General features: G+C 71.2%; 18 protein-coding genes and 2 pseudogenes. 4 read left to right on the forward strand and 16 right to left on the reverse strand.

Annotation, left to right across the window (positions count from 1 at the left end; translation table 11 throughout):
• Nucleotides 1-89 precede the first annotated feature (89 nt).
• The 11 genes from purF to Q0A33_RS08975 all read right to left on the reverse strand — a co-directional run bounded on the left by purF (nt 90) and on the right by Q0A33_RS08975 (nt 12,276).
• On the reverse strand, nt 90-1,532 hold the full coding sequence (gene purF / locus Q0A33_RS08925) for an amidophosphoribosyltransferase (protein WP_291795271.1): 1,443 nt from the start codon (nt 1,530-1,532) through the stop codon (nt 90-92).
• 432 nt (nt 1,533-1,964) lie between these two features.
• Entirely contained in the window at nt 1,965-2,522 is a 558-nt protein-coding gene (locus Q0A33_RS08930; RefSeq protein WP_291795242.1) for a hypothetical protein, read from the reverse strand.
• Between the two features lie 231 nt (nt 2,523-2,753).
• Nucleotides 2,754-4,196: an aldehyde dehydrogenase family protein gene (locus Q0A33_RS08935; protein WP_291795244.1), complete on the reverse strand. Its 1,443-nt coding sequence runs from the start codon at nt 4,194-4,196 to the stop codon at nt 2,754-2,756.
• Between the two features lie 125 nt (nt 4,197-4,321).
• Nucleotides 4,322-6,103, reverse strand: a complete 1,782-nt coding sequence (locus Q0A33_RS08940) for an amidohydrolase (protein WP_291795246.1) — start codon at nt 6,101-6,103, stop codon at nt 4,322-4,324.
• A 93-nt stretch (nt 6,104-6,196) separates the two neighbouring features.
• Nucleotides 6,197-6,595 carry a sterol carrier family protein gene (locus tag Q0A33_RS08945; RefSeq protein ID WP_291795247.1) on the reverse strand — a complete coding sequence of 133 codons (399 nt, stop codon included), beginning with the start codon at nt 6,593-6,595 and terminating at the stop codon, nt 6,197-6,199.
• A 174-nt stretch (nt 6,596-6,769) separates the two neighbouring features.
• Nucleotides 6,770-7,945 carry an asparaginase gene (locus Q0A33_RS08950; RefSeq protein ID WP_291795248.1) on the reverse strand — a complete coding sequence of 392 codons (1,176 nt, stop codon included), beginning with the start codon at nt 7,943-7,945 and terminating at the stop codon, nt 6,770-6,772.
• Nucleotides 7,942-8,406 (reverse strand): DUF3151 domain-containing protein, encoded by a 465-nt coding sequence (locus Q0A33_RS08955; protein WP_291795249.1) that lies wholly within the window; start codon nt 8,404-8,406, stop codon nt 7,942-7,944. The genes Q0A33_RS08950 and Q0A33_RS08955 overlap by 4 nt, the downstream gene beginning before the upstream one ends.
• 53 nt (nt 8,407-8,459) lie before the next feature.
• Nucleotides 8,460-9,497 (reverse strand): hypothetical protein, encoded by a 1,038-nt coding sequence (locus Q0A33_RS08960; RefSeq protein ID WP_291795251.1) that lies wholly within the window; start codon nt 9,495-9,497, stop codon nt 8,460-8,462.
• Nucleotides 9,498-9,576: 79 nt separating this feature from the next.
• Complete coding sequence (locus tag Q0A33_RS08965; protein ID WP_291795252.1) at nt 9,577-10,656, reverse strand: glycosyltransferase family 2 protein; 1,080 nt, start codon at nt 10,654-10,656, stop codon at nt 9,577-9,579.
• The gene (locus tag Q0A33_RS08970) at nt 10,653-11,438 is read right to left on the reverse strand and encodes an ABC transporter ATP-binding protein (protein WP_291795255.1); all 786 of its coding nucleotides are present in this window, start codon (nt 11,436-11,438) and stop codon (nt 10,653-10,655) included. The genes Q0A33_RS08965 and Q0A33_RS08970 overlap by 4 nt, the downstream gene beginning before the upstream one ends.
• Entirely contained in the window at nt 11,422-12,276 is an 855-nt protein-coding gene (locus tag Q0A33_RS08975; protein WP_291795257.1) for an ABC transporter permease, read from the reverse strand. Before Q0A33_RS08975 ends, Q0A33_RS08970 begins: the two co-directional genes overlap by 17 nt.
• Before the next feature lie 385 nt (nt 12,277-12,661).
• On the opposite strand from Q0A33_RS08975, the pseudogene purD reads away from it, so the two are divergent.
• A pseudogene (gene purD, locus Q0A33_RS08980) lies at nt 12,662-13,929 on the forward strand (phosphoribosylamine--glycine ligase); the annotation flags it as partial.
• A gap of 201 nt (nt 13,930-14,130) precedes the next feature.
• Nucleotides 14,131-14,958: pseudogene (locus Q0A33_RS08985) on the forward strand (phosphoribosylaminoimidazolesuccinocarboxamide synthase); the annotation flags it as partial.
• Between the two features lie 141 nt (nt 14,959-15,099).
• Here the strand turns inward: Q0A33_RS08985 and Q0A33_RS08990 are convergent.
• From Q0A33_RS08990 to Q0A33_RS09005, 4 genes are all read right to left on the reverse strand, one after another.
• Nucleotides 15,100-15,504 carry a type II toxin-antitoxin system VapC family toxin gene (locus Q0A33_RS08990; RefSeq protein ID WP_291795259.1) on the reverse strand — a complete coding sequence of 135 codons (405 nt, stop codon included), beginning with the start codon at nt 15,502-15,504 and terminating at the stop codon, nt 15,100-15,102.
• Nucleotides 15,501-15,782, reverse strand: a complete 282-nt coding sequence (locus tag Q0A33_RS08995) for a type II toxin-antitoxin system VapB family antitoxin (RefSeq protein WP_291795260.1) — start codon at nt 15,780-15,782, stop codon at nt 15,501-15,503. The genes Q0A33_RS08990 and Q0A33_RS08995 overlap by 4 nt, the downstream gene beginning before the upstream one ends.
• A 140-nt stretch (nt 15,783-15,922) precedes the next feature.
• Nucleotides 15,923-16,753, reverse strand: a complete 831-nt coding sequence (locus tag Q0A33_RS09000) for a hypothetical protein (RefSeq protein WP_291795262.1) — start codon at nt 16,751-16,753, stop codon at nt 15,923-15,925.
• A 63-nt stretch (nt 16,754-16,816) separates the two neighbouring features.
• Complete coding sequence (locus Q0A33_RS09005; RefSeq protein ID WP_291795264.1) at nt 16,817-18,328, reverse strand: TRAP transporter large permease subunit; 1,512 nt, start codon at nt 18,326-18,328, stop codon at nt 16,817-16,819.
• Between the two features lie 324 nt (nt 18,329-18,652).
• Between Q0A33_RS09005 and purS the strand changes: the two genes are divergently transcribed.
• Together purS and purQ are read left to right on the forward strand one after the other, a co-directional pair.
• A complete protein-coding gene (purS, locus tag Q0A33_RS09010; RefSeq protein WP_291795267.1) occupies nt 18,653-18,919 on the forward strand; it encodes a phosphoribosylformylglycinamidine synthase subunit PurS in 267 nt (88 codons plus the stop codon).
• 80 nt (nt 18,920-18,999) lie between these two features.
• A complete protein-coding gene (gene purQ, locus Q0A33_RS09015) occupies nt 19,000-19,695 on the forward strand; it encodes a phosphoribosylformylglycinamidine synthase subunit PurQ (RefSeq protein ID WP_291795275.1) in 696 nt (231 codons plus the stop codon).
• A gap of 78 nt (nt 19,696-19,773) precedes the next feature.
• On the opposite strand, the gene Q0A33_RS09020 is transcribed toward purQ, so the two are convergent.
• Nucleotides 19,774-19,961, reverse strand: a 188-nt coding sequence (locus Q0A33_RS09020; protein WP_291795269.1) for a hypothetical protein, incomplete at its 5' end; no start/stop codon positions are given.

Consider the following 19,961-nt stretch of genomic DNA (forward strand, 5'->3'; position numbering starts at 1 on the left):
CACGGCCGCCTTCATGAGCTCGACCGCCTTGTCCCCGGACTCCACGTCCACGCCGGCGGAGGCGTATGTGGTCTCGTGATCTGCCATGGTCAGCACCCCCTGCGTGTGAGTTCGAATCCCGGGTTCTCGACGGGGATCGGATACTCCCCGGAGAAGCACGCCGTGCACAGCGTGTGCGCCGGCTGGCGCGTGGCCTCGACCATGCCGTCGATCGAGATGTAGCCCAGGCTGTCCGCGCCCAGGGACTTCGCGACCTCGTCGACGGAGAGCCCGTTGGCGATGAGCTCCGCGCGCGTGGCGAAGTCGATGCCGTAGAAGCACGGCCACTTCACCGGCGGCGAGGAGATGCGCACGTGCACCTCCGCCGCGCCGGCCTCGCGCAGCATGCGGATGACGGCCCGCTGGGTGTTGCCGCGGACGATCGAGTCGTCGATGATGACGAGCCGCTTGCCCTCGATGTTCTCGCGCACCGGGTTGAGCTTGAGGCGGATGCCCAGCTGCCGCAGCGACTGCGTGGGCTGGATGAAGGTGCGGCCCACGTAGGCGTTCTTCATGAGGCCCTGGCCGAACGGGATGCCGGACTCCTCCGCGTAGCCCACCGCCGCAGGCACTCCGGACTCAGGCGTGGCGATGACGAGGTCGGCGTCGACCGGATGCTCACGAGCCAGTGCCCGGCCCATGTCCGCGCGTGCGGTGTGGACGGTGCGGCCCGCCAGCACGCTGTCCGGGCGGGCCACGTAGACGTACTCGAAGACGCAGTGGGCGCGGTCGGGCTCCGCGAAGCGGTAGGAGCGCAGGCCGTCCTCGTCGATGGCGATGAGCTCGCCGGGCTCCACCTCGCGGACGAAGCTCGCGCCCACGATGTCCAGGGCCGCAGTCTCCGAGGCGACCACCCAGCCGCGCTCCAGCCGGCCCAGGGCCAGCGGGCGGACGCCGTGGCGATCGCGCGCGGCGTAGAGCGTGCCCTCGTCCATGAAGACGAGGCTGAAGGCGCCCTCCAGCGTGGGCAGGAGCTCCTGTGCGGACTCCAGCAGCGTCTGCCCGCCGGCGGAGCCGAACAGCTCCGTGATGAGCGAGGTGTCCGAGGAGGAGTCGCGGTGCGAGCGCGTGCGATGGGTCTTCTGCGTCGCCTCGGCCACGGTCTGCCGGTGGTGGTCCCGCGCCGAATCCGCGAGCGTCTCCAGCGTCTCCGCGTTGGTGAGGTTGCCGTTGTGGGCGAGTGCCAGGGTGCCGAAGGGCGTGGGTCCCAGGGTAGGCTGCGCGTTCTCCCAGGCCGAGGCCCCGGTCGTGGCGTAGCGGGTGTGGCCCACGGCGATGTGGCCGGGCAGCGTCTGCAGGTCCGACTCGCGGAAGATGCGGGAGACGAGCCCCATGTCGCGGTAGACGAGGATCTGCTCGCCGTTGCTGGCCGCGATGCCGGCGGACTCCTGACCGCGGTGCTGCAGTGCGTAGAGGGCGAAGTACGTGAGCTTCGCGACCTCCTCGCCGGGCGCCCAGACGCCGAAAACGCCGCACTCCTCGCCGGGAGGCAGGTCGGGGAGTTCAGGGGATTCCGGGGATTTCCGGGAACCGGAAGCACGGTCGGAGGGGTCGGAGTGAGGGCTGCGGTCCGTTCGGGACAGATTCACTGCTGGCACGGGGACATTGTTCCACACTCCCTCGCGCCCCTACCGACGCGTCCGGGCGTGAGACCGTGTCCGGGCCGCTTCCGCCGCCTCCGGGTGCACGGAGTGCTCGCGCCGCGCATGGGGCCGCGCCCGCATATGGGCTCATCCACGTATGGGCTCACCCCGCGTACGGACTCGCCCGCACACATATACGTGGCTGGCACGGCCGGTGAGCGGGGCTTCGAGTTCCGACACACCGCGTATGGGCTCTCCCGCCCACATAGATGCGGGCGGGAGGACCCGTCACCGGGCCCATGGGCGGGCCCCGTCGCCGGGTCCGCGGGTGTGCGTCCGCGTTCAGGAGCGGAGCTCCTCCGGCGGGGTGCCCGAGGTGCCGGTCGCCTCCGCGGACGTGGTCCCTGCCTGCCGCGCGGCCTCGGCGGCGGTGTCCGCGGCTCCGGCTGCCGGCCCTGCCGCTGTGGGTTGCACGGCCCCGGCGGATGGCGCTCCGGCGACCTGTGCGTCCTCGGCGGCGGCCCGTTCCGCTGCGGCCTTCCGTTCCGCTTCGGCCTTCTGCTCCGCTTCCGCCTTCTGCGCTGCCGTGCGGCGGCGTGCCACATACTCCGCCTGCACCGTGTACCGGCGGGCCTTCTTGAGGTTGCGCCGGTCGATGACCAGGGCCACGAAGCCGCCGAGTGCCGCCCCCACGATGCCCAGCAGCATCATGAGGATGCCCAGCACGGCGCCCTGGGAGTAGTCGGCGGTGAGGTCCGAGGTGTCCACCGGCAGCACGGAGAGGATCCCCGCCGCGATGAACCCCACCAGGACACCCATGATGATGAACATCGAGTACTTGGGGCTGCGACGGACCTCGACCTCGAGCTCGTCCGTCATCCGGTCCCTGTTGTCGTCCATGAGCTCCCGCTTCGCCGGCTGCCTGCAATGCCGATCCAGTCTAGTGGGTGCCCCGGTGGAGGCCTCTCAGCCCAGGAGGAGTGCGGCAGCCCGCTGGACCACAAGTTACGTCTGCGTACCGGCCGTGATGGGCGGCCGGTACGCAGACGCAACCTACGGAAGGGAGGGAGGAATGGAGGCGAAACGGGGAGGGGAAGGCGCGAGAGAGGGGCCTTCCCCGGGCACCAGGCTTCAGAGCTTCATGACGACCGTCTTGGTCTGCGTGTACTCGTCGAAGGCCTCGATCGACTTCTCCCGGCCGTACCCGGACTTCTTGAACCCGCCGAACGGCAGCTCCACTCCCCCACCCGCGCCATAGGTGTTGACGAACACCTGACCGGCCTCGATCCCGGCGGCCATGCGGTGCGCCCGGCTCAGGCTCTGCGTCCACACGGCGGAGACCAGGCCGTAGTCCGTGCCGTTGGCGAGTGCGAGCGCCTGCTCGTCCGAGTCGAAGGAGGACACGGCCACGACGGGGCCGAACACCTCCTCGTGGAAGATCCGCTGCTCCGGGGTGACGGCATCGACGATCGTCGGAGCGATGAAGGCTCCGTCGGCGAGCTCCGCGGTGAGCCCCTCCGGACGCACGCCGCCGGTCACCACCTGGCCGCCGTTCAGCTCATCGAGGAAGCCCTGCACGCGCTCCTGCTGCTTCGCGGAGACGAGCGGGCCGAGGCCGGGGTCGTCGAGGCCCCGCCCCACCGTGATCGCCTGCATGGCCGCGGCCATCCTCTCCACCACCGCGTCGTGGACGTCTGCGTGCACGAGCAGGCGGGATCCCGCGGAGCACGTCTGCCCGGCGTTCTGCACGATGGAGCGGACCAGGCTGGGCAGCGCCGCGTCGATGTCCGCATCCGCGAAGACGACGTTGGCGGACTTGCCGCCCAGCTCCAGCACCGTGGGGATGACGCGGTCCGCGGCGGCATGGGCGATGAGCGAACCCGTGGCCGTCGAGCCCACGAAGCCCAGGTGCGCTACGCCGGGGTGGCTGGCGAGGGCGTCACCGGCCTCGGCGCCCAGGCCGGTGACCACGTTGAAGGCGCCGGCCGGGAAGCCGGCCTCCGCGATGAGCTCTGCAAGGCGGACGGTGGAGCGCGGGGTCTCGTCCGCAGGCTTCGCCACCGCGCAGTTCCCGGTCGCCAGGGAGGTGGCCGCAGCCCTGCCCACCAGCTGCAGAGGGTAGTTCCAGGCGACGATGTGGCCGGTCACGCCGTAGGGCTCACGCCGGGTGAAGACGTGCATGTCCTCGCCCAGCGGGATCTGGTGGCCGTAGTAGGACTCGATGGTGTGGCCGTAGAACTCGAAGTAGCGGGCGCAGACGTCCACGTCCGCGTAGGCCTGCGTGAGCGGCTTGCCGGTGTCCTCGGACTCCAGGCGCGCGAGGTGCTCGCGATCGCCGCGGATGAGTGCCGCCGTGCGGACCAGGAGCGTCGACCGCTGCTCCGGTGAGGACCTGCGCCACTCCCGCTGTGCCGCGGTGGCCGCGGCCACGGCGCGGTCCACCTCGTCCGCGCCGGCGCGGGAGACCTCGCCCAGTGAGCGCGTGGTGGCGGGGTCGATGTTGGCGTAGGTGCTCAGGGAGGGGACGTGCCGGCCGCCGATGAACGACGTCGTCTGCGTTGTGTGCGCGGTCATGGCGCCATTCAACACCACGGCGAGGCGAGCAGGCAGGCCCCTCCTGCCATCTGGGACCGGGTGGATGCGCACTGAGGCAGAGCCGGGGCGCGGCCGGAGGCCATGCGGACTCTGTCCAGGCGGCCTCAGCGCGAGTGGACGACAGCGCCGTCCTTGATCGTCACGTCCACCCGGAGCTCGCGCAGACGGCTCGGATCCATCTCCACCGGGTCCTCGGAGACGATGATGAGGTCCGCCCGCATACCCGGCGCGATGCGCCCCTTGTCATCTTCCTCCCCGTACTGATAGGCGGCTCCGCTGGTGACCGCCTGCAGCGCCTCCCACGTGGTGATCCGCTGGTCGAGGCCGATGGGCCTCCCCGACCGGCTGCTCCGGTTGACCGCCGCCCAGAGGGACAGGGCCATGTCCGGCGGCGTCACCGGCGCGTCCTGATGGAGCGTGATCCGCACACCCCTGTCCAGCGCCGCACGCGCAGGGGAGATGAAGCGACCGCGCACGGGGCCCAGATTCTGCATGTGCACGTCGCCCCAGTAGTAGACGTGGCCGCAGAAGAAGGACGCGAGCATCCCCAGCGCAGGCATGCGGTCGAGCTGGTCGTCGCGCACCATCTGCGCGTGGATCATAACGGGTCGCTGCTCCGCGATCTGCGGCTGGTCCCGGCTCACGGTCTCCACGCTGGAGAGGAACTGCTCCGCGGCGGCGTCGCCGTTGCAGTGGGCGATCAGCTGCCGTCCCTCCTCCGCGGCCAGCCGCACCCAGGTCTCCACCTGTTCGGTGGGCAGTGCGGGGTACCCGCAGGTGCATTCCGGTGGGGCGCCGAGGCCGGGCCCTGGCACACCGCCCCCGTCCGATGCACCGCCGGGCAGTTCATGGCCGCCTTCCTCGGCTCGGCCCGTCTGAGCAGGAGAATCGCTCGCGTGAACCGCACTGGTCTCCGCGTCGTGTCCGGCCCCCGCCCCGCGCTCCGGCTCGTACGGACGGCTCAGCCACGCCGATCTGCCCTGAGGCGAACCGTCGAGGATCATCTTGTAGCCGCCGATCCGCACGTGATCCCCGTATCCGGAGGCATGCTCTGGGTGCGCCGCGACGCACGCGGGGCCGCCGCGGTTGAGCACCGGATAGGCCACGACGTCGAGGACGAGCTTCCCCTCACGTCCGGCCGCGATGAGATCCTCCACCGCCTGCGCACCCGCGGCGCCTTCCTGCACCGTGGTGATGCCCTGCCGCAGGTACTCCCTCTGTGCGTTCGCGATCGCCTCTGCCGCTCCCACCCCCGCGCCCGGAATCAGCTGGGCAGCCGCCCCGTCCCCGGACAGCGCGCGTGAGAAGGCGCGGATGGCGCTCATCTCCTCCGCATAGCCATCCGGCTCCGTGCCGCCCGGCCGGCGGCCGAACTTGCCGCCGGCCGGATCCGGGGTCTCCGCAGTCAGCCCCGCTCGCTCCACGAGCACGCTGTTGCCCACGCCCATGTGCACGGAGGCGTGCATGACGATGACCGGCGTCACCGTGCTCACGCGGTCCAGGTCGTCACGCGTGGGGTGCCGCCGCTCACGGAGGAAGTTGTGGTCGTAGTTCACACCCACCAGCGGCGCGGACACCGGGTCTGTACGCCCGCTCAGGCGAGACGTCAGCGCCGTGACGATGTCGTCCATGCAGTTCGCTTCACTGAGGTCCACGAGGGCTGCGAACTGGCCGTACATGAGGAAATGCCCGTGCGAATCGATGAACGACGGCATCAGTGTGCGACCGGCGAGGTCGACTGCCGCATCGTCATCGCGCAGGAGCGCCCGCCCCTCCGCGCAATTCCCGACGAAGAGGATCCGATCGTCCTCCGTGACGACGCACTCCGGCGCGTCGTCGATGTCGACCATCGTGCGGATGGTCCCGGAATGGTACAGCGTGCGCATCATGACTCCCTCGTCATCGTCGTGCAGGCGGCTCCCGCCGCATGGCCGCCGCATGGCCGCGGAGAAGCGGCCTCACCGCTCAGCCTCAGCCGCTCACCCCCGCGGGTGCCCCTCCCGGGTGAAGAGCGGCAGGAACGCGGAGAGGTCGGAGCGGATGCCCGAGGCCTCGATCCTGTTCTCGGAGACCGCCGCCCCGTAGTCCAGACGTCCCGTGACGACCTGCAGCCAGACCTCGGGCGAGGTCTCGACGGTGTTGGGCGGGGTGCCGCGCGTGTGCGCGGGGCCGTCGATCGCCTGCGTCACGCCGAACGGCGGCACCCGCACCTCGACGCTGCCTCCCTCGAAGCGCACCGCCAGCTCCTCGAGCGAGTACCGCACGGCCGTCGCCAGCGTCCTGCGGTCCACCGGCGCACCGGCCGCGTCCAGGGTGCTGCACCACAGGTGCAGGGCCTGCTCGCCCGCGGCCGGATCGATCCTCCGCTTCCTGCTCATGGCTCGTCCTCTCCGTCCATTGAGTTCCTCACACACATGCGCCCGAGGCCGGCTCACCTCGAGTGGTCAGGCTCGCCCGCGCGGCACCGGAAACCACTCCCGGCACCGCCCGCACCTGCCAACCCGCCTCGCCCAGGCGACGCCGACGGCCGCAGGACCGCGCGGGCGCAGGCCTCACCCCACGGCCAGCGGCTGCGCACCCAGCCCCTCCAGCGCCGCGAGCAGTCCCGCGCCGGGGTGCACAGCGCCGGCGGGCACCGCAGCACCGTCCGGACCGCTGCCGCCGGTGACGGCGGGGAGCACCCGGGCCAGCGCCTCGGCGGCGGCCTGCCGGTCCACCGCCCCCACTGCGGCCAGCAGGTTGAGCCCCACCAGCTCCGCCGGCCGGGCGGACCCGTCCAGGCACTTGAGCGCGAGCGACCAGCCGTCCGGGGTGGCGAGGACCAGCACACCCTCCGCACCGCCCTTGGCGAAGATCCCCAGGCGCTCGATCACCACGGTGTTGGGATGCCCCTCGCCCTGGATGCCCCAGGGGTGCGCGAGGACGCCGTCCATGAGCGTCCGCGTCTCCGGGGTGTCACCCACCGCGAACCGGCCTATAGCACGCGCCAGCCCGGTGAGAGGCAGCGCGTGCACGGGAGCGCCGCAGCCGTCCGTGCCCACCGCCGCGGAGGGCGCGCCGGAGAACTCCTCGACGACGCGCGCCACCTCCTGCTGCACCGGATGCGCCGGATCCAGATAGTCCTCCGTGGAGTGCCCGCCGGCCACCGCCGCCATGAGGAACGCGGCGTGCTTGCCGGAGCAGTTGAAGTGCAGCCGCGAGAACTCCTGGCCGGCCTCCCGCCGGGCCACACGCGTGGCTCCGTGCGCGGGCGGCGCGGACGGGCAGCGCAGCGCGTGCTCGTCCAGCCCCGCGGAGGCGAGCATGGCGGCGACGGTGTCGATGTGGCGCTGCTCGGACTTGTGGGACGCGGTGGCGAGTGCCGCCGAGGCCCCCTCCACGCGGGCGCCCATGCGCAGGCTCGCCACCGCCTGGAGCGGCTTGAGCGAGGAGCGGACGAACACGGGCTCCTCGACGGCACCCATGCTGGTCGCGACCCGTCCGGACGGATCGAGGACCACGGCCGCACCCAGGTGCCTCGACTCGATGAAGCCGGAACGCTCCACGACGGCGAGCTCCGCCGCCTGTGCCGCCGTGAAGGTGTGGGGGCCGTTCACCCCCTGTGCGGAAGCGCCGCCGGACGAAGCGCCGCTCGCTTCCATCCCGGCACCCGAATTCTCCGCACCGGCACCCGAGGCCTCCGCCCAGGTGCCTGACGCCTGCGCTCCCATCGTCTGCCCGTCCGTCATCCGTGTGCCCGGGCGATGGCGTCCATGGCGGCAGGGTCCGAGTCGTTGAGGAACTTCGTCACACGCTGCGCCTCCTCGGCCTCCCCGATCCCCGCCGCCGCACGGCCGAGCGCGTACAGCGCCCGGAGGAAGCCGCGGTTGACGGTGTGCTCCCACGGGATGGGGCCCGCACCGCGCCAGCCCGCACCGCGCAGGGCGTCGAGGCCGCGGTGGTAGCCCACCCGCGCATAGGCGTAGGAGTCCACGAGGCGTCCCTCGGAGAAGGCCTCGTCCGCGAGCTCCGCCCACGCCAGGCTGGACGCCGGCAGCGAGGCGACGATGTCGACGGGCTCCTCGCCCGCCTCCAGCCGCGCGAGGGCCTCCACGTCCGGGTGGTCCTCCGGCAGATAGGTGGGCTGCGGGCCCACCTGCGAGGGGTCGAGATTGCCGATGTGCGAGGGAGTGCCCAGGTTCTGTGCCATGCGCACCACTGTATCGCCGGGCGGACGCGCGCCGCCCGGCCGCACGGGTGCGCTCAGTCCTCGCCGCCCTCCGGCGGCTGGAGCTCGAACGGGTTCGCCGTGAGCGCACCCTGCACGCCCTGCTCCGCCAGCTCTCCCAGCTGCTCCGCGGAACTCACGCCGGTGGCCCAGACCTGCAGCCCGGATTCGATCCAGGCGGTGAGGTCCTCACGATCCGCAGGCACCGCCGCCATGCTGAATCCCGCAGTCTCCAGCTGCTCCGCCGTCGTGGCGGAGAGGTCGCCGGTGAAGAGCGCCGGCGCCCCGGCATCCGCAGCCGCGCGCGCGAGGCCGGCGTCCTCCGTGCGCACGATGAGAGCGTCCAGCCGCTCACGCGCGGCCGCCGCGTCCAGCACGGCGTCCAGCTCAGCCCGGGTGTCCACGGCCGGCATGAAGACGGTGGCCTCGGCGAAGTCCGCGTAGGCGTCCTCCCAGGTCACCGGCGTGCCCGCGCGGCCGTCCTCACGCGGGGCGGGGATCGAACCCTCGGCGAACTCCTCCGGGCTCAGCTGCGCGTACGGCTGGGAGAACCCCGGGGCCGAGGCCGCCTCACCCGCGCCGGCCGCCTCACCGCCGTCTGCGGCCTCCGGCTCAGCGCCCAGCACCACGGTGCCGTCGGCCAGCTCCTGGAGCTCCACCGCCGGGAGGTAGCCGAACTTCACGCTCTCCCCCACGGCCTCGGCGGAATCGGGCGGGTAGGCAGCACCGCCGCCGTCCAGCGCGGCCACGGCCGGCGCGTGCAGCGCGCCGACCGTCAGCTGCTCCTTGGGCTTGAGGGCATTCCACGCGAACAGGGCGATGACGAGCACCGCGACCACCCCGAGCACGATGAACGGGGCGTTGGTGCGCTCCCCCTTGCGGGCCTCGGCGGCGGCCGTCTTCGCCTCCCACTTCGCCTGCTCCTCAGGGCTCACGGGGGTGGCCCGTGCCCGCGCCTGCGCCTGCCTGCGCCGTGCGGCACGGGAGAGGTTCTGCGGGGTGAGGTCGGACAGGTCGTCCATCCGCGGACCCCGCGCGTCCTCGCGGTCCTTCTTCGCCTTCGCCACCGTCACCTGTTCCTGACTCCGGGGATGTCCCCCGACGTTCCTCTGCTGTCTGCCGCGCACCGGCCCGCGCGGCTCGGTGCACACCTCATCTGCTGCGGTCCCGGTTCGACGCGGCACCCGTTACCAGCCCGCGCAGGAATCCTGCTCCCCAGGTGAGGTGCATGGTGGGAAGCACCGCGGCGAACCAGACCCGCTCACGCAGTCCGGCGTCCTTCGCCCTCCAGGCCGTCGCCACGATGCCGGCCACGTAGGCCGTGCTGGGGATGTGCACCGCTGCGGTGAAGCGGCGCAGCCAGCGCGGCCACCGCCGGGTGGTGCCGGTGAGCTGGAGGACCGTCTCCACGACGGCCGCGCCCATGCCGAGCACCAGCACGGGCGGGGCGAAGTAGCGCAGCGAGTTCTTGGCCGCGTGTCTGCGCACGATCTCCGCCCGCCACACACCCGTCGCGTAGAACTGCTGAGCGAGCTTCGACCAGGAGTCGCGCGGCCAGTACGTGACGGTGAGCGCGGGATCGAACCGGATGGATCCTCCCGCCTCGCGGATGCGGAGGTTGAGCTCCCAGTCCTGCCCGCGGCGCAGCGATTCGTCGAAGCCGTCCAGGACGGAGAACACCTCCCGGCGGAAGACGCCCAGGTAGGCGGATTCGGCCTCCTGCGCCTCGTCGCCGGAGTGGTAGGCGGGACCGCCGAGGCCCACCGGCGACATGTAGGCCCGGGCCACGGCCCGCTGGAAGGCGCTGCGGCCTCGGGCCTGCATGAGTCCGCCCAGATTCGCCGCCCCGCTCTCGCGCAGCGCCTCCACGGCGCGGGCGGTGTAGTCCGGGGAGAGCTCCGAGTGCGCGTCCACGCGGGCGATGATCGGGTACGAGGTCTCCGCGATGGCGAGGTTGAGGCCCACCGGGGTGTCTCCGGCAGGGTTGTCCACCGCCACGATGCGCGGGTCCTCGAGCGCGAGCTGCCGCACGATCTCCGTGGTGCCGTCCGTGGACGGGCCCAGCGCGAGCACGATCTCCTGCGCACCCGCGTACTCCTGGGCGAGGATGCCGGTGATCGCCGAGGCCACATGTGCCGCCTCGTTGAGCACCGGCATGATGTAGGAGACGCCGGGGGAGGCCGGGAGCTCGGGCAGGGCCTCGGGCCGCAGCCGCTGGGAGTCGCGGCTCACTTGAACTTCTCGTACTCTGCGACGACGTCCTTCGTCTCCCCGTCCGCGCGCAGCTCGCCCTTCTCGATCCAGATGGTGCGGTTGCACGTGTCCCGGATGGAGCGCATCGAGTGCGAGACGAGGAACACCGTGCCCGCGCGCTCGCGGATGCCGCGGATGCGCGCCTCGCTCTTCTTCCGGAACGCCTTGTCGCCCACGCTCAGCGCCTCGTCCACGATGAGGATGTCGTGATCGCGGGCAGTGGCGATGCCGAACTTCAGGCGGGCGGACATGCCGGAGGAGTACGTGCGCATGGGCATGTCGATGAACTCGCCGAGGCCGGTGAACTCCACGATCTCGTCGTACTTGTCCTCGATCTCCCGGCGGCTCATGCCCATCGCGAGGCCGCCCAGCATGATGTTCTGGCTGCCGGAGAGATCGGGGATGAGCGCGGCGCCGATCCCCAGCAGATTGGGGCGGGAACGGGCGTAGACGGCACCGCTGGAGGCCGGGGTGAGGCCGGTGATGGTGCGCATGAGCGTCGACTTCCCGGAGCCGTTGGTCCCGATCACGCCGATCGACTCGTTCTCGTGCGCGATGAAGCTCACGCCCTTGAGCGCGTGCACCTTCTTCATGGAGCGGCGGCGCTGCATGAAGCCCGCGGCGCTGCCCTTGTCCACGCGCTTGCCGGTGGCGAGCACGCTGTACTCCACGTGCACGTCGTCGCACACGACCACGGGCTCCTGCGAGGCGGCTGCTGCCGGCTCGGCCCCCGCTGCGGCGTCCTCAGTTCTCTCGGCCATACCGCTCCTCAGCCTTCCAGAAGAACACGATTCCCACGACGAGGATGCCGACGGACCAGATCGCGAACTTCCACCAGTAGTCCACGGGCACCTCGTAGCCGTCGAGGATGAGGCCGCGCGTGATGGCGAGGATCTCGTAGAGGGGGTGCCAGTCGAAGATCGGGGTGAGCCGCGGGTAGTCGGCGAGGATCCGGGCCGGGTCGTAGAAGACGCCGGCGGTGTAGAAGATCATCCTCGAGATGAATGGCGTGAGTTGGGACAGGTCCCGCATGTGCACCGTGAGCCGCGCGAAGACGAGCGCCACGCCCTGGTTGAACATCCAGAACAGCAGCATCAGCGGGATGAGCAGCAGCCAGCTCCAGCTGGGTGTGGATCCCCACAGCAGCGCGATGCCCAGCATCATGATGAGCGGGGGGATGAAGTTGAGGAGGTTCTCCAGCACCTTCGCCACCGGCAGCACCATGCGTGGGAACGGCAGCGACTGCACCAGCGCCGTGTTGCTGATGATGGACTTCGCCCCGCCGTTCATCGAGGTGTTGAAGAACTCGAGGAGGAAGACGCCCACCACCACGAACGGCACGAAGTTGTGCGGGCGGATGCCGGAGAGGACGAGGCCGAACACCGTGCCGTAGATGAGCGCGGAGAACGTGGGACGCAGCAGCACCCACAGCATCCCCAGTCGGTTGCGCTCGTTCTCGCTCTTGATGCGGAACCGCGCGAGGGACAGTGTGAAGTCGAGACGCCTGATCACCTGGACCAGATAGGCACCCAGAGGTGGACGGGCGCCCACGCGTTCGAGGCCGTGGTCGGCCGCGACCTGCGAGAGATTCTCAGACACAGCGTTCTTTCGACGGAGAGTGTGGACCTCCCGAGTCTAGCGAAGCGGAGGGAGCCTGCCTTCCCAGCGAGCCCCACACCTTCGTGAACGCGAGGTTTCCGAGAGGATTCGTGGTCTCGCGGGCTCCCGCGCGGCTCCCTGCGCCCGCGCGGCTCCCTGCGCCCGCGCGGCTCCCCGCTCCCGCGCGGGTCCCTGCGCCCGCCCCGCAGGTTACGTCTGCGTAGCGGCCGCCCTGCACGGCCGGTACGCAGACGTAACCTACGGGATCATGTGCAGGCAACCTGCGGATCAACCTGCGGATCGCGCGCAGATGACTTGCGGATCATGCAGGGAGCGGCCTGAACACGCACGCCCCGCCGCCCGTGCAACCAGTACCCTGGGGATCGTGAAGGTACTCGTCATCGGCCCTGGCGCCCGCGAACACGCCCTTGTCTCCGCCCTCTCCCGCGACGAGGCGGTCGATGCCGTCATCGCCGCCCCCGGCAACCCCGGCATCGACCTGCTCTGCGAGACCCGTCCCCTCGACCAGACGGATCCGGGCGCATGCGTGGCGCTGGCCCGCCAGCTCGACGTGAGCCTCGTGGTGATCGGGCCGGAGGCCCCGCTGGTCGCCGGCGTGGCGGATGCGCTGCGGGAGGCCTCGTTCCCGGTGTTCGGCCCCGGCCAGGAGGCCGCGGTGCTCGAGGGCTCCAAGGCCTACGCCAAGGAGGTCATGGAGGCCGCAGGCGTGCCCACCGCCGCAGCCGTCGCCGCCACCACCCCCGCCGAGGCCGCGCCGCACTCGAACGGTTCGGCGCACCCCACGTCGTCAAGGCGGACGGTCTGGCGGCCGGCAAGGGCGTCGTGGTCACGGACGACATCGCCGCGGCCCAGGCGCACGCGGAGTCCTGCCTGTCCGCCTCGGACCGCGTGGTCATCGAGGAGTACCTCGACGGGCCCGAGGTCTCCCTCTTCGTCGTCTGTGACGGCACCACCGCGGTGCCCCTCTCCCCCGCCCAGGACTTCAAGCGGATCGGCGACGGCGACTCCGGCCCCAACACCGGCGGCATGGGCGCCTACTCCCCGCTGCCCTGGGCGCCGGAGGGAATGGTCGACGAGATCGTCTCCCGCGTCGCCCAGCCGGTGGTCGACGAGCTCGCCCGCCGCGGCAGCCCCTTCGTGGGCCTGCTCTACTGCGGCCTGGCGCTCACCTCCCGCGGGCTGCGCGTCATCGAGTTCAACGTGCGGTTCGGCGATCCGGAGACGCAGTCCGTCCTCGCGCGCCTGCGCACACCGCTCGCCGGCCTCCTGCTCGCCGCCGCGCAGGGCACTCTCGCCCAGCACCTGCCGCTCGACTGGGACCCCCGCTCCGCCGTGACGGTGGTGCTGGCCGCGGAGAACTACCCCGAGGCTCCGCGGAAGGGCGATCCCATCTCCGGTCTCGAGGACGCACTCGCGCTCGAGGGCGTGGACGTCCTCCACGCGGGCACCGCGCTCTCCCCCGAGGGCGAGTTCCTCACCGACGGCGGCCGGGTGCTCTCCGTCGTGGCCCTGGGCGAGGACCTCGCAGCCGCCCGGAAGCGGGCGTACGAGGCCGCCTCCCGCATCAGCTGGGAGGGCGTCCAGTACCGCACGGACATCGCGCTGAAGGCAGAGCGCGGGGAGATCACGGTGCCCGAGGCGAGCGCAGGTTCCGCTGCCGAGGCGCGCCCCGCTTCTGCGGCCTCGGAGCCTTCCGGCGCCTCCGGAACGAGCGCCCCCACTGCCTCAGGTGCGACGACCGCGGCTGCCGCAGTGGCCTCGGCGGCGGCGAACGCCCCTGCCGTGCCCGGCTGGAAGCATGCCTACTCCGGCAAGGTGCGCGACCTCTACATCCGCGAGGGCGAGTCCGACCTGGCGAGCGCGGCCGAGGTGCTCATGGTCGCCTCGGACCGGATCAGCGCCTACGACTGGGTGCTCAGCAGCGAGATCCCGGACAAGGGCAGGGTGCTCACCGGCCTGTCCGTGTGGTGGTTCGACCAGCTGCGCGACCTGGTGGGCAACCACGTGGTGAGCGTGGACGTGCCGGAGGAGGTCGCCGGACGCGGCCTCATCTGCAGGCGGCTGGACATGTTCGAGGTGGAGTGCGTGGCGCGCGGCTACCTCACCGGCTCCGGCCTAGCCGACTACCGCCGCACCGGCGCCGTCTGCGGCAATGCGCTGCCGGACGGGCTGGGCGAGGGAAGCCGCCTGGAGCCTGCGATCTTCACCCCGGCCACCAAGGCCGCGGTGGGCGACCACGACGAGAACATCGACTTCGCCCGCACCGTGGAGCTCCTGGGCGAGGCAGATGCCACAGCGCTGCGGGACCTCACCCTGCGGATCTATGAACGGGCGCGGGAGCTGGCCGGCGAGCGCGGGATCGTGCTGGCGGACACCAAGTTCGAGTTCGGGCGGGACGCGGACGGGCGGATCGTGCTCGCGGACGAGGTGCTCACCCCGGATTCCTCGCGCTTCTGGGACGCGGCGACGTTCGTCCCCGGCGAGGCGGCGGAGAGCTTCGACAAGCAGTTCGTGCGCGACTGGCTCACCTCCCCGGAGTCCGGCTGGGACAAGTCCGGCAGCGTGCCGCCGCCGGAACTGCCCGCCGAGGTCGTGGAGCGTACGCGTGCGCGCTACCTCGAGGCCTTCGAAAGGATCACCGGGACGCCGTTCCCCGGCTGATCTCCGGTCCGCCCATGTCTCACTCCACGTCGATGTTCGCCCCCTCCAACGACGCAGAGTGAGACATGAGCGCGCGGCTGTTCCCGAACGGCGCGGGAACTGCCGCGCGCACCGGTGCGTTCCGCGCGCATAGGCGAGCTCTCAGACCGCCGCGCGCACATCCGTCCGGGAGAAGTCCTCCCCCTTGAACAGCAGGGGCTCTCCGCGTTCGACGGCGAGCGCATAGGAGAAGCAGTCCCCGTAGTTCAGCTGCGCCGGGTGCCCCATGTCCTTGCCGTAGTCCCGGTACGCCTGCCGGGCTATCCGGGCCTGGTCAGCCGTGACGGGGATGATCTGGATCCGCCAGTCCCGGAGCAGGCGCTCCGCCATGCGGATGAGTGCCGACGCACGGCGCCTCTCCAGCACGATGCCGAGCTCCACATAGGTGGCGGCCGACATCACGGCACTCTCACCATCGGCGTCAGCCGCAAAAAGCCTCTGTTCGAACACTGCAGCGTCAGGTTCATCGTCGAGGATCGCCACCATCGCCGAGGTGTCGACGATCATGCCGGAAGCCCGTACTCGTCGTAGAGATCGTCCGTGCTCAGCGGCACCCCGCTCTCCCTGATGATTCTTCGCATCTCCGCAAGCGTCTCCTCGACCCTCTTCCACCGCTCCGCGCGTTCGGCCTCCTCTGCGTCCTTCCGGTCCGCCTCTGCACGCTCGAAGTCCGCGAGGTACTTCTCCAACGCTTCTTCGATCACGCTCGTCTGCGTCTTCCCGGTCTTCTCCGCTGCTTCACGCGCCAGTGCGTGCACCCGCGGGTTCTTGATGTTGAGGCTCATGGACGCCGCCTTCCCGTCGCCGACTCCGCCTTTCTACCCTTACACCTCTCGAGTCTACCCTTCTACCCGCAGCGTCACGCCGCCCTGAGCTCACCCGCGGCACGGACCGCGCCGGCCCCGGACCCACACGCACCCGCGTCTCACTCCACGTCGATGTTCGCCCCCTCCAACGACGCAGAGTGAGACATGAGCGCGTGGCACAGGGTGAGTGCGTCGAACACGGGCAGGCCCGAGGCCTCGGCGAGTGCCGGCGCATACGGCGGGAGGTTGGTGCACTCGAGGAGCAGCGCCCGGACCTCGGGGTGGGCGCGGATCAGCTCGGCTCCCACCTCCAGCACCTCTGCGCGGATGCGCTCGGGGTCCAGGGGCGCGGTCTGGTCGAGGATCGCCGCACGGAACGCAGGCTTCCCCTGCATGCCGGCCACCACGCTGCCCGCCGGGCCTCCGCGCGGCGGCCCCGCGTGCGGCGAGCCTACGTCCGGCGGCACGGCCCCGCACGCCGTGAAGTGCTCAGCGGTGAGCCGGGTGCTGTCGGCGGTGATGACCCCCACCACGCCGTACCGCTCCTGCAGCGCACCCAGCAGGCACAGTGCGGACGAGGCGAACGGCACGGGGATGCGCGCGGCCAGTTCCGTCTGGTGCCGCGCCATGAATCCGCAGCTCGTGGTGATCGCTGTGGCGCCCTCGGCTGCGAGCGCCGCTGCGTGTGCGGCGAACAGGTCCACGAGGCCACCGTCCTGTCGGCCGATCACCCGCGCCACAGTTGCGCCCGGAACCGTGCGGAAGAGGACGGGCGCGCGGCCGCCCTTCTCCGCACTCCCAGCCCACTCCGCACGCCGGAACGTCTCCGGGCTGCCGATGTCCCCGGGCACCCTCTCGAAGCTCGTGTCCAGCACCAGGACGCCGAGGCGCGCACCGCTTCGCACCACGCAGTCCGCGTACCCACCTGCCGCCCATGTCTCAATCCACATCGATATTCACCCTCCCTGGCGATGCAGAGTGAGACATGGGCATTCCTTCGCGAGCCTGCAGCCTCACACCAGCAGGGCGACGATGCCCACGGCGATGAGGAAGAGGGAGTTGGGCAGCGCCAGCACCATGACCTTGACCGGATCCACCTTGGTGTTGAGGCTGCCGCCCACCAGGCCCACCACCACGAACGCGGTGAGCCCCACGGGAGGCAGATTCTGCGCGGCCGCGGCCAGATGGCTCATGCTCAGCGCGATGTTGAACGGTTCCACACCCAGCTGCTCGAGCAGCGGCGAGAGGAACGGGACCGTCACGGTCTGCGCCGCGGTCTGCGAGCCGGTGAGCATGCCCAGCACCAGGATCGCCGCCACGCCCACCGTCACGACGGAGCCGCCGTGCATGCTCTGCGCCAGGTCCGCCACGGAGTCCACGAGACCGGAGGCGTAGACCATGCCCACCAGGAATCCCGCGCACAGCTGCAGACGGATCGTCTTGAGGACCTTGCGGGTCCCCTCCGCCAGCACGGCCCCCGGCGCCCTGTGCACCACGGGGTAGAGGAAGGAGAGGAGTGCGGCGGTGCCGATGGCCATGACGACGGGGTTGGCGAAACCGTTCAGGATCGGCACGGACTCGAGCGCCGCGGTGAGGTGCGAGAGCCCCGGCACCACCGTGTAGACGTTGATCCCCCAGCCCGTGTTGAGCAGGACGATCGCCAGGAGCACCAGCATGGGGACGAAGGTGTGGCTGTGCGTCCGCAACAGGCTCCGTGCGCTGGGCACCGGTGCCAGCACCGCTCCGGCACCGGCCCCCGCGCCCGGAGCGCCCGCAGAACCGGCACCGCCAGCGGGAAGAGCCGCAGAGCCCGCACCCGAGGCGCCTCCCGCCTCGGCATCCCTTCCCCGCCTGCCGGCGTCGTCGCCCGAGGCGCCCGCACCGGCCTCGGCGGTACCCTTCCGCTTCCGCACGAAGCGGAACGACTCGAGGATCGCGAACACGACGGCCGCGCCCACCGTGAGGAAGGCGATGCGGATGACCGGGCTGGGATCGGTGCCCACGAGTGAGGCCGAGAGGAGGATCGCCTGGCTCACCGGCGGCATGATCGATCCCAGCGAGGCCCCCACGAGGATGATCATGCCGATCTGGACGGGCCGCACCCCCATGGCCGCGAGCGAGTGGATGACGAGGAAGCCGATCACGGTCGCCGTGGCGATCGCGTCGCCCAGCAGCGAGCCGCCAATCACGAGCGTGATGAAGGTGGCGGTGATGAGGCCGCGCGGCGAATCGCCGAACACTCTGCGCAGCAGCCCCATGGTCGCGTCGATGGTGCCCATCCGCACCTGGGTCTCCGCATAGATCGACCCGAACAGGCTCAGCGCGATCACCCAGGCCATGCGGTCGATGCCGTCCACCGTGCCCGTGAGGTAGTCGACCGGCGCCACGCCGGAGAGCAGCGCGAGAGACAGGCCCGCGAGCAGCAGCGCAGCCTCCACGCTCCCGCCGATCCACGGTATCCGCCTGAGGAGGATGACGGCGAAGAGCAGGATCAGCGGTATCGCGATCACGGCGATCTGGCTCACGGCACTCCCCTTTCGGCCTCGCGCCCCTGCGGCGGCGAGGTCTGCTCACGACCCGGTGTGCCGAGGCGTGAAAACCTGCAGGCAGAGTACTGTCCGGGTGCTCCAGTTCACACCTCGGTCCATTCTGCGGGCACCTCGCAGCCGCCCGCGCTGGCGCGCCGCCCGCCTCGCGCCACGCTCCGCGCCGCCGCATTTCCATCCACGTCTCACATCACGTCGCAATTCGCCCGCCCCGACGACGCAGAGTGAGACATCAGCAGCCTGTGGGGCCCGGTAGACTGGTCCGGAATTCCCCACCCTCCCACTTTCAAGGAGTACGCGCGCATGGGACGGATCGTCGTCGAAGTCATGCCCAAGCCTGAGATCCTGGACCCGCAGGGCAAGGCGATCCGATCCGGCCTGGAGCGCATGGGCCTCAACGCCTTCGCGGACGTGCGCCAGGGCAAGCTCTTCCACCTGGACGTGGAGGGCCCCGTGACCGAGGAGGCGCTGACCGCCGCGCGTGAGGCCGCCGGCACGCTGCTCTCCAACCCCGTCATCGAGGACGTCGTCGCGGTCCGCGAGGCGACCGCGGAGGAGGCCGCGCAGTGAGCTCCCGCACGGCTGTCGCCACGGCCACTCCGCTCGTCGCGGACCTGGGCGCCGAGGCCCCCCTCACCGGCGCGGACACGCTGCGGGTGGGCGTGGTGCAGTTCCCCGGCTCCCTCGACGAACGCGATGCGCAGCGCGCCGTCACGCTCTCCGGCGCCCGGGCCGTGAGCCTGTGGCACGGCGACGACTCCCTGTCCGACGTGGACGCGGTGATCCTCCCCGGCGGCTTCTCCTACGGCGACTACCTGCGCTGCGGAGCGATCGCCAGGTTCGCACCCGTCATGGAGAAGGTCGTGGACGCCGCGAACGGCGGCATGCCGGTGCTCGGCATCTGCAATGGCTTCCAGATCCTCTGCGAGTCCCACCTGCTGCCCGGGGCGCTCATCCGCAACAGCCACCAGCACTTCATCTGCCGCGACCAGAAGCTCGTCGTGGAGAACGCAAGCACCGCGTGGACGAACTCCTACGCCGCCGGCGAGGAGATCACCATCCCGCTGAAGAACGGCGAGGGCGGGTACGTGGCTCAGCAGTCCGTGCTGGACGAGCTCGAGGCCACCGGCCGCGTCGTGGCCCGGTACACCGGAGGCAACCCCAACGGCTCACTGCGCGACATCGCCGGCATCACGAACGAACGCGGCAACGTCGTGGGTCTCATGCCGCACCCGGAGCACGCGGTCGAGGCCGGATTCGGCCCCGATTCCGCCTCCGGCATGCGCACCGGCATCGACGGCCAGGGCTTCTTCACCTCTGTGATCCGCTCGCTGCTGTCGCAGTGACGCGTCTGTGACGGAGTTCCGCACCCCGCCCGAGACTCAGGTCCAGGACGAGCCGCAGACCCGGGCACGGGGGTCCGCTCAGGTCGAGGTTCCTGCTACGCCCGAGGTGCCGGTCCGGCCGGCAGCCGCACCCCCGTTGCCCGCCGGGCCGCCGCCTCGGCCCATCGTTCCGCCTCCGGCACCCGCCGCACCGGTGCCGTCCGCTGGCCCGCCGGCGGACGGCACTGCCGCACCCCCGGCGCCCGCAGCACCGTCCGGCCCCGCCG

Source organism: Brevibacterium sp. (assembly GCF_022712115.1).
Lineage (GTDB): Bacteria > Actinomycetota > Actinomycetes > Actinomycetales > Brevibacteriaceae > Brevibacterium > Brevibacterium salitolerans.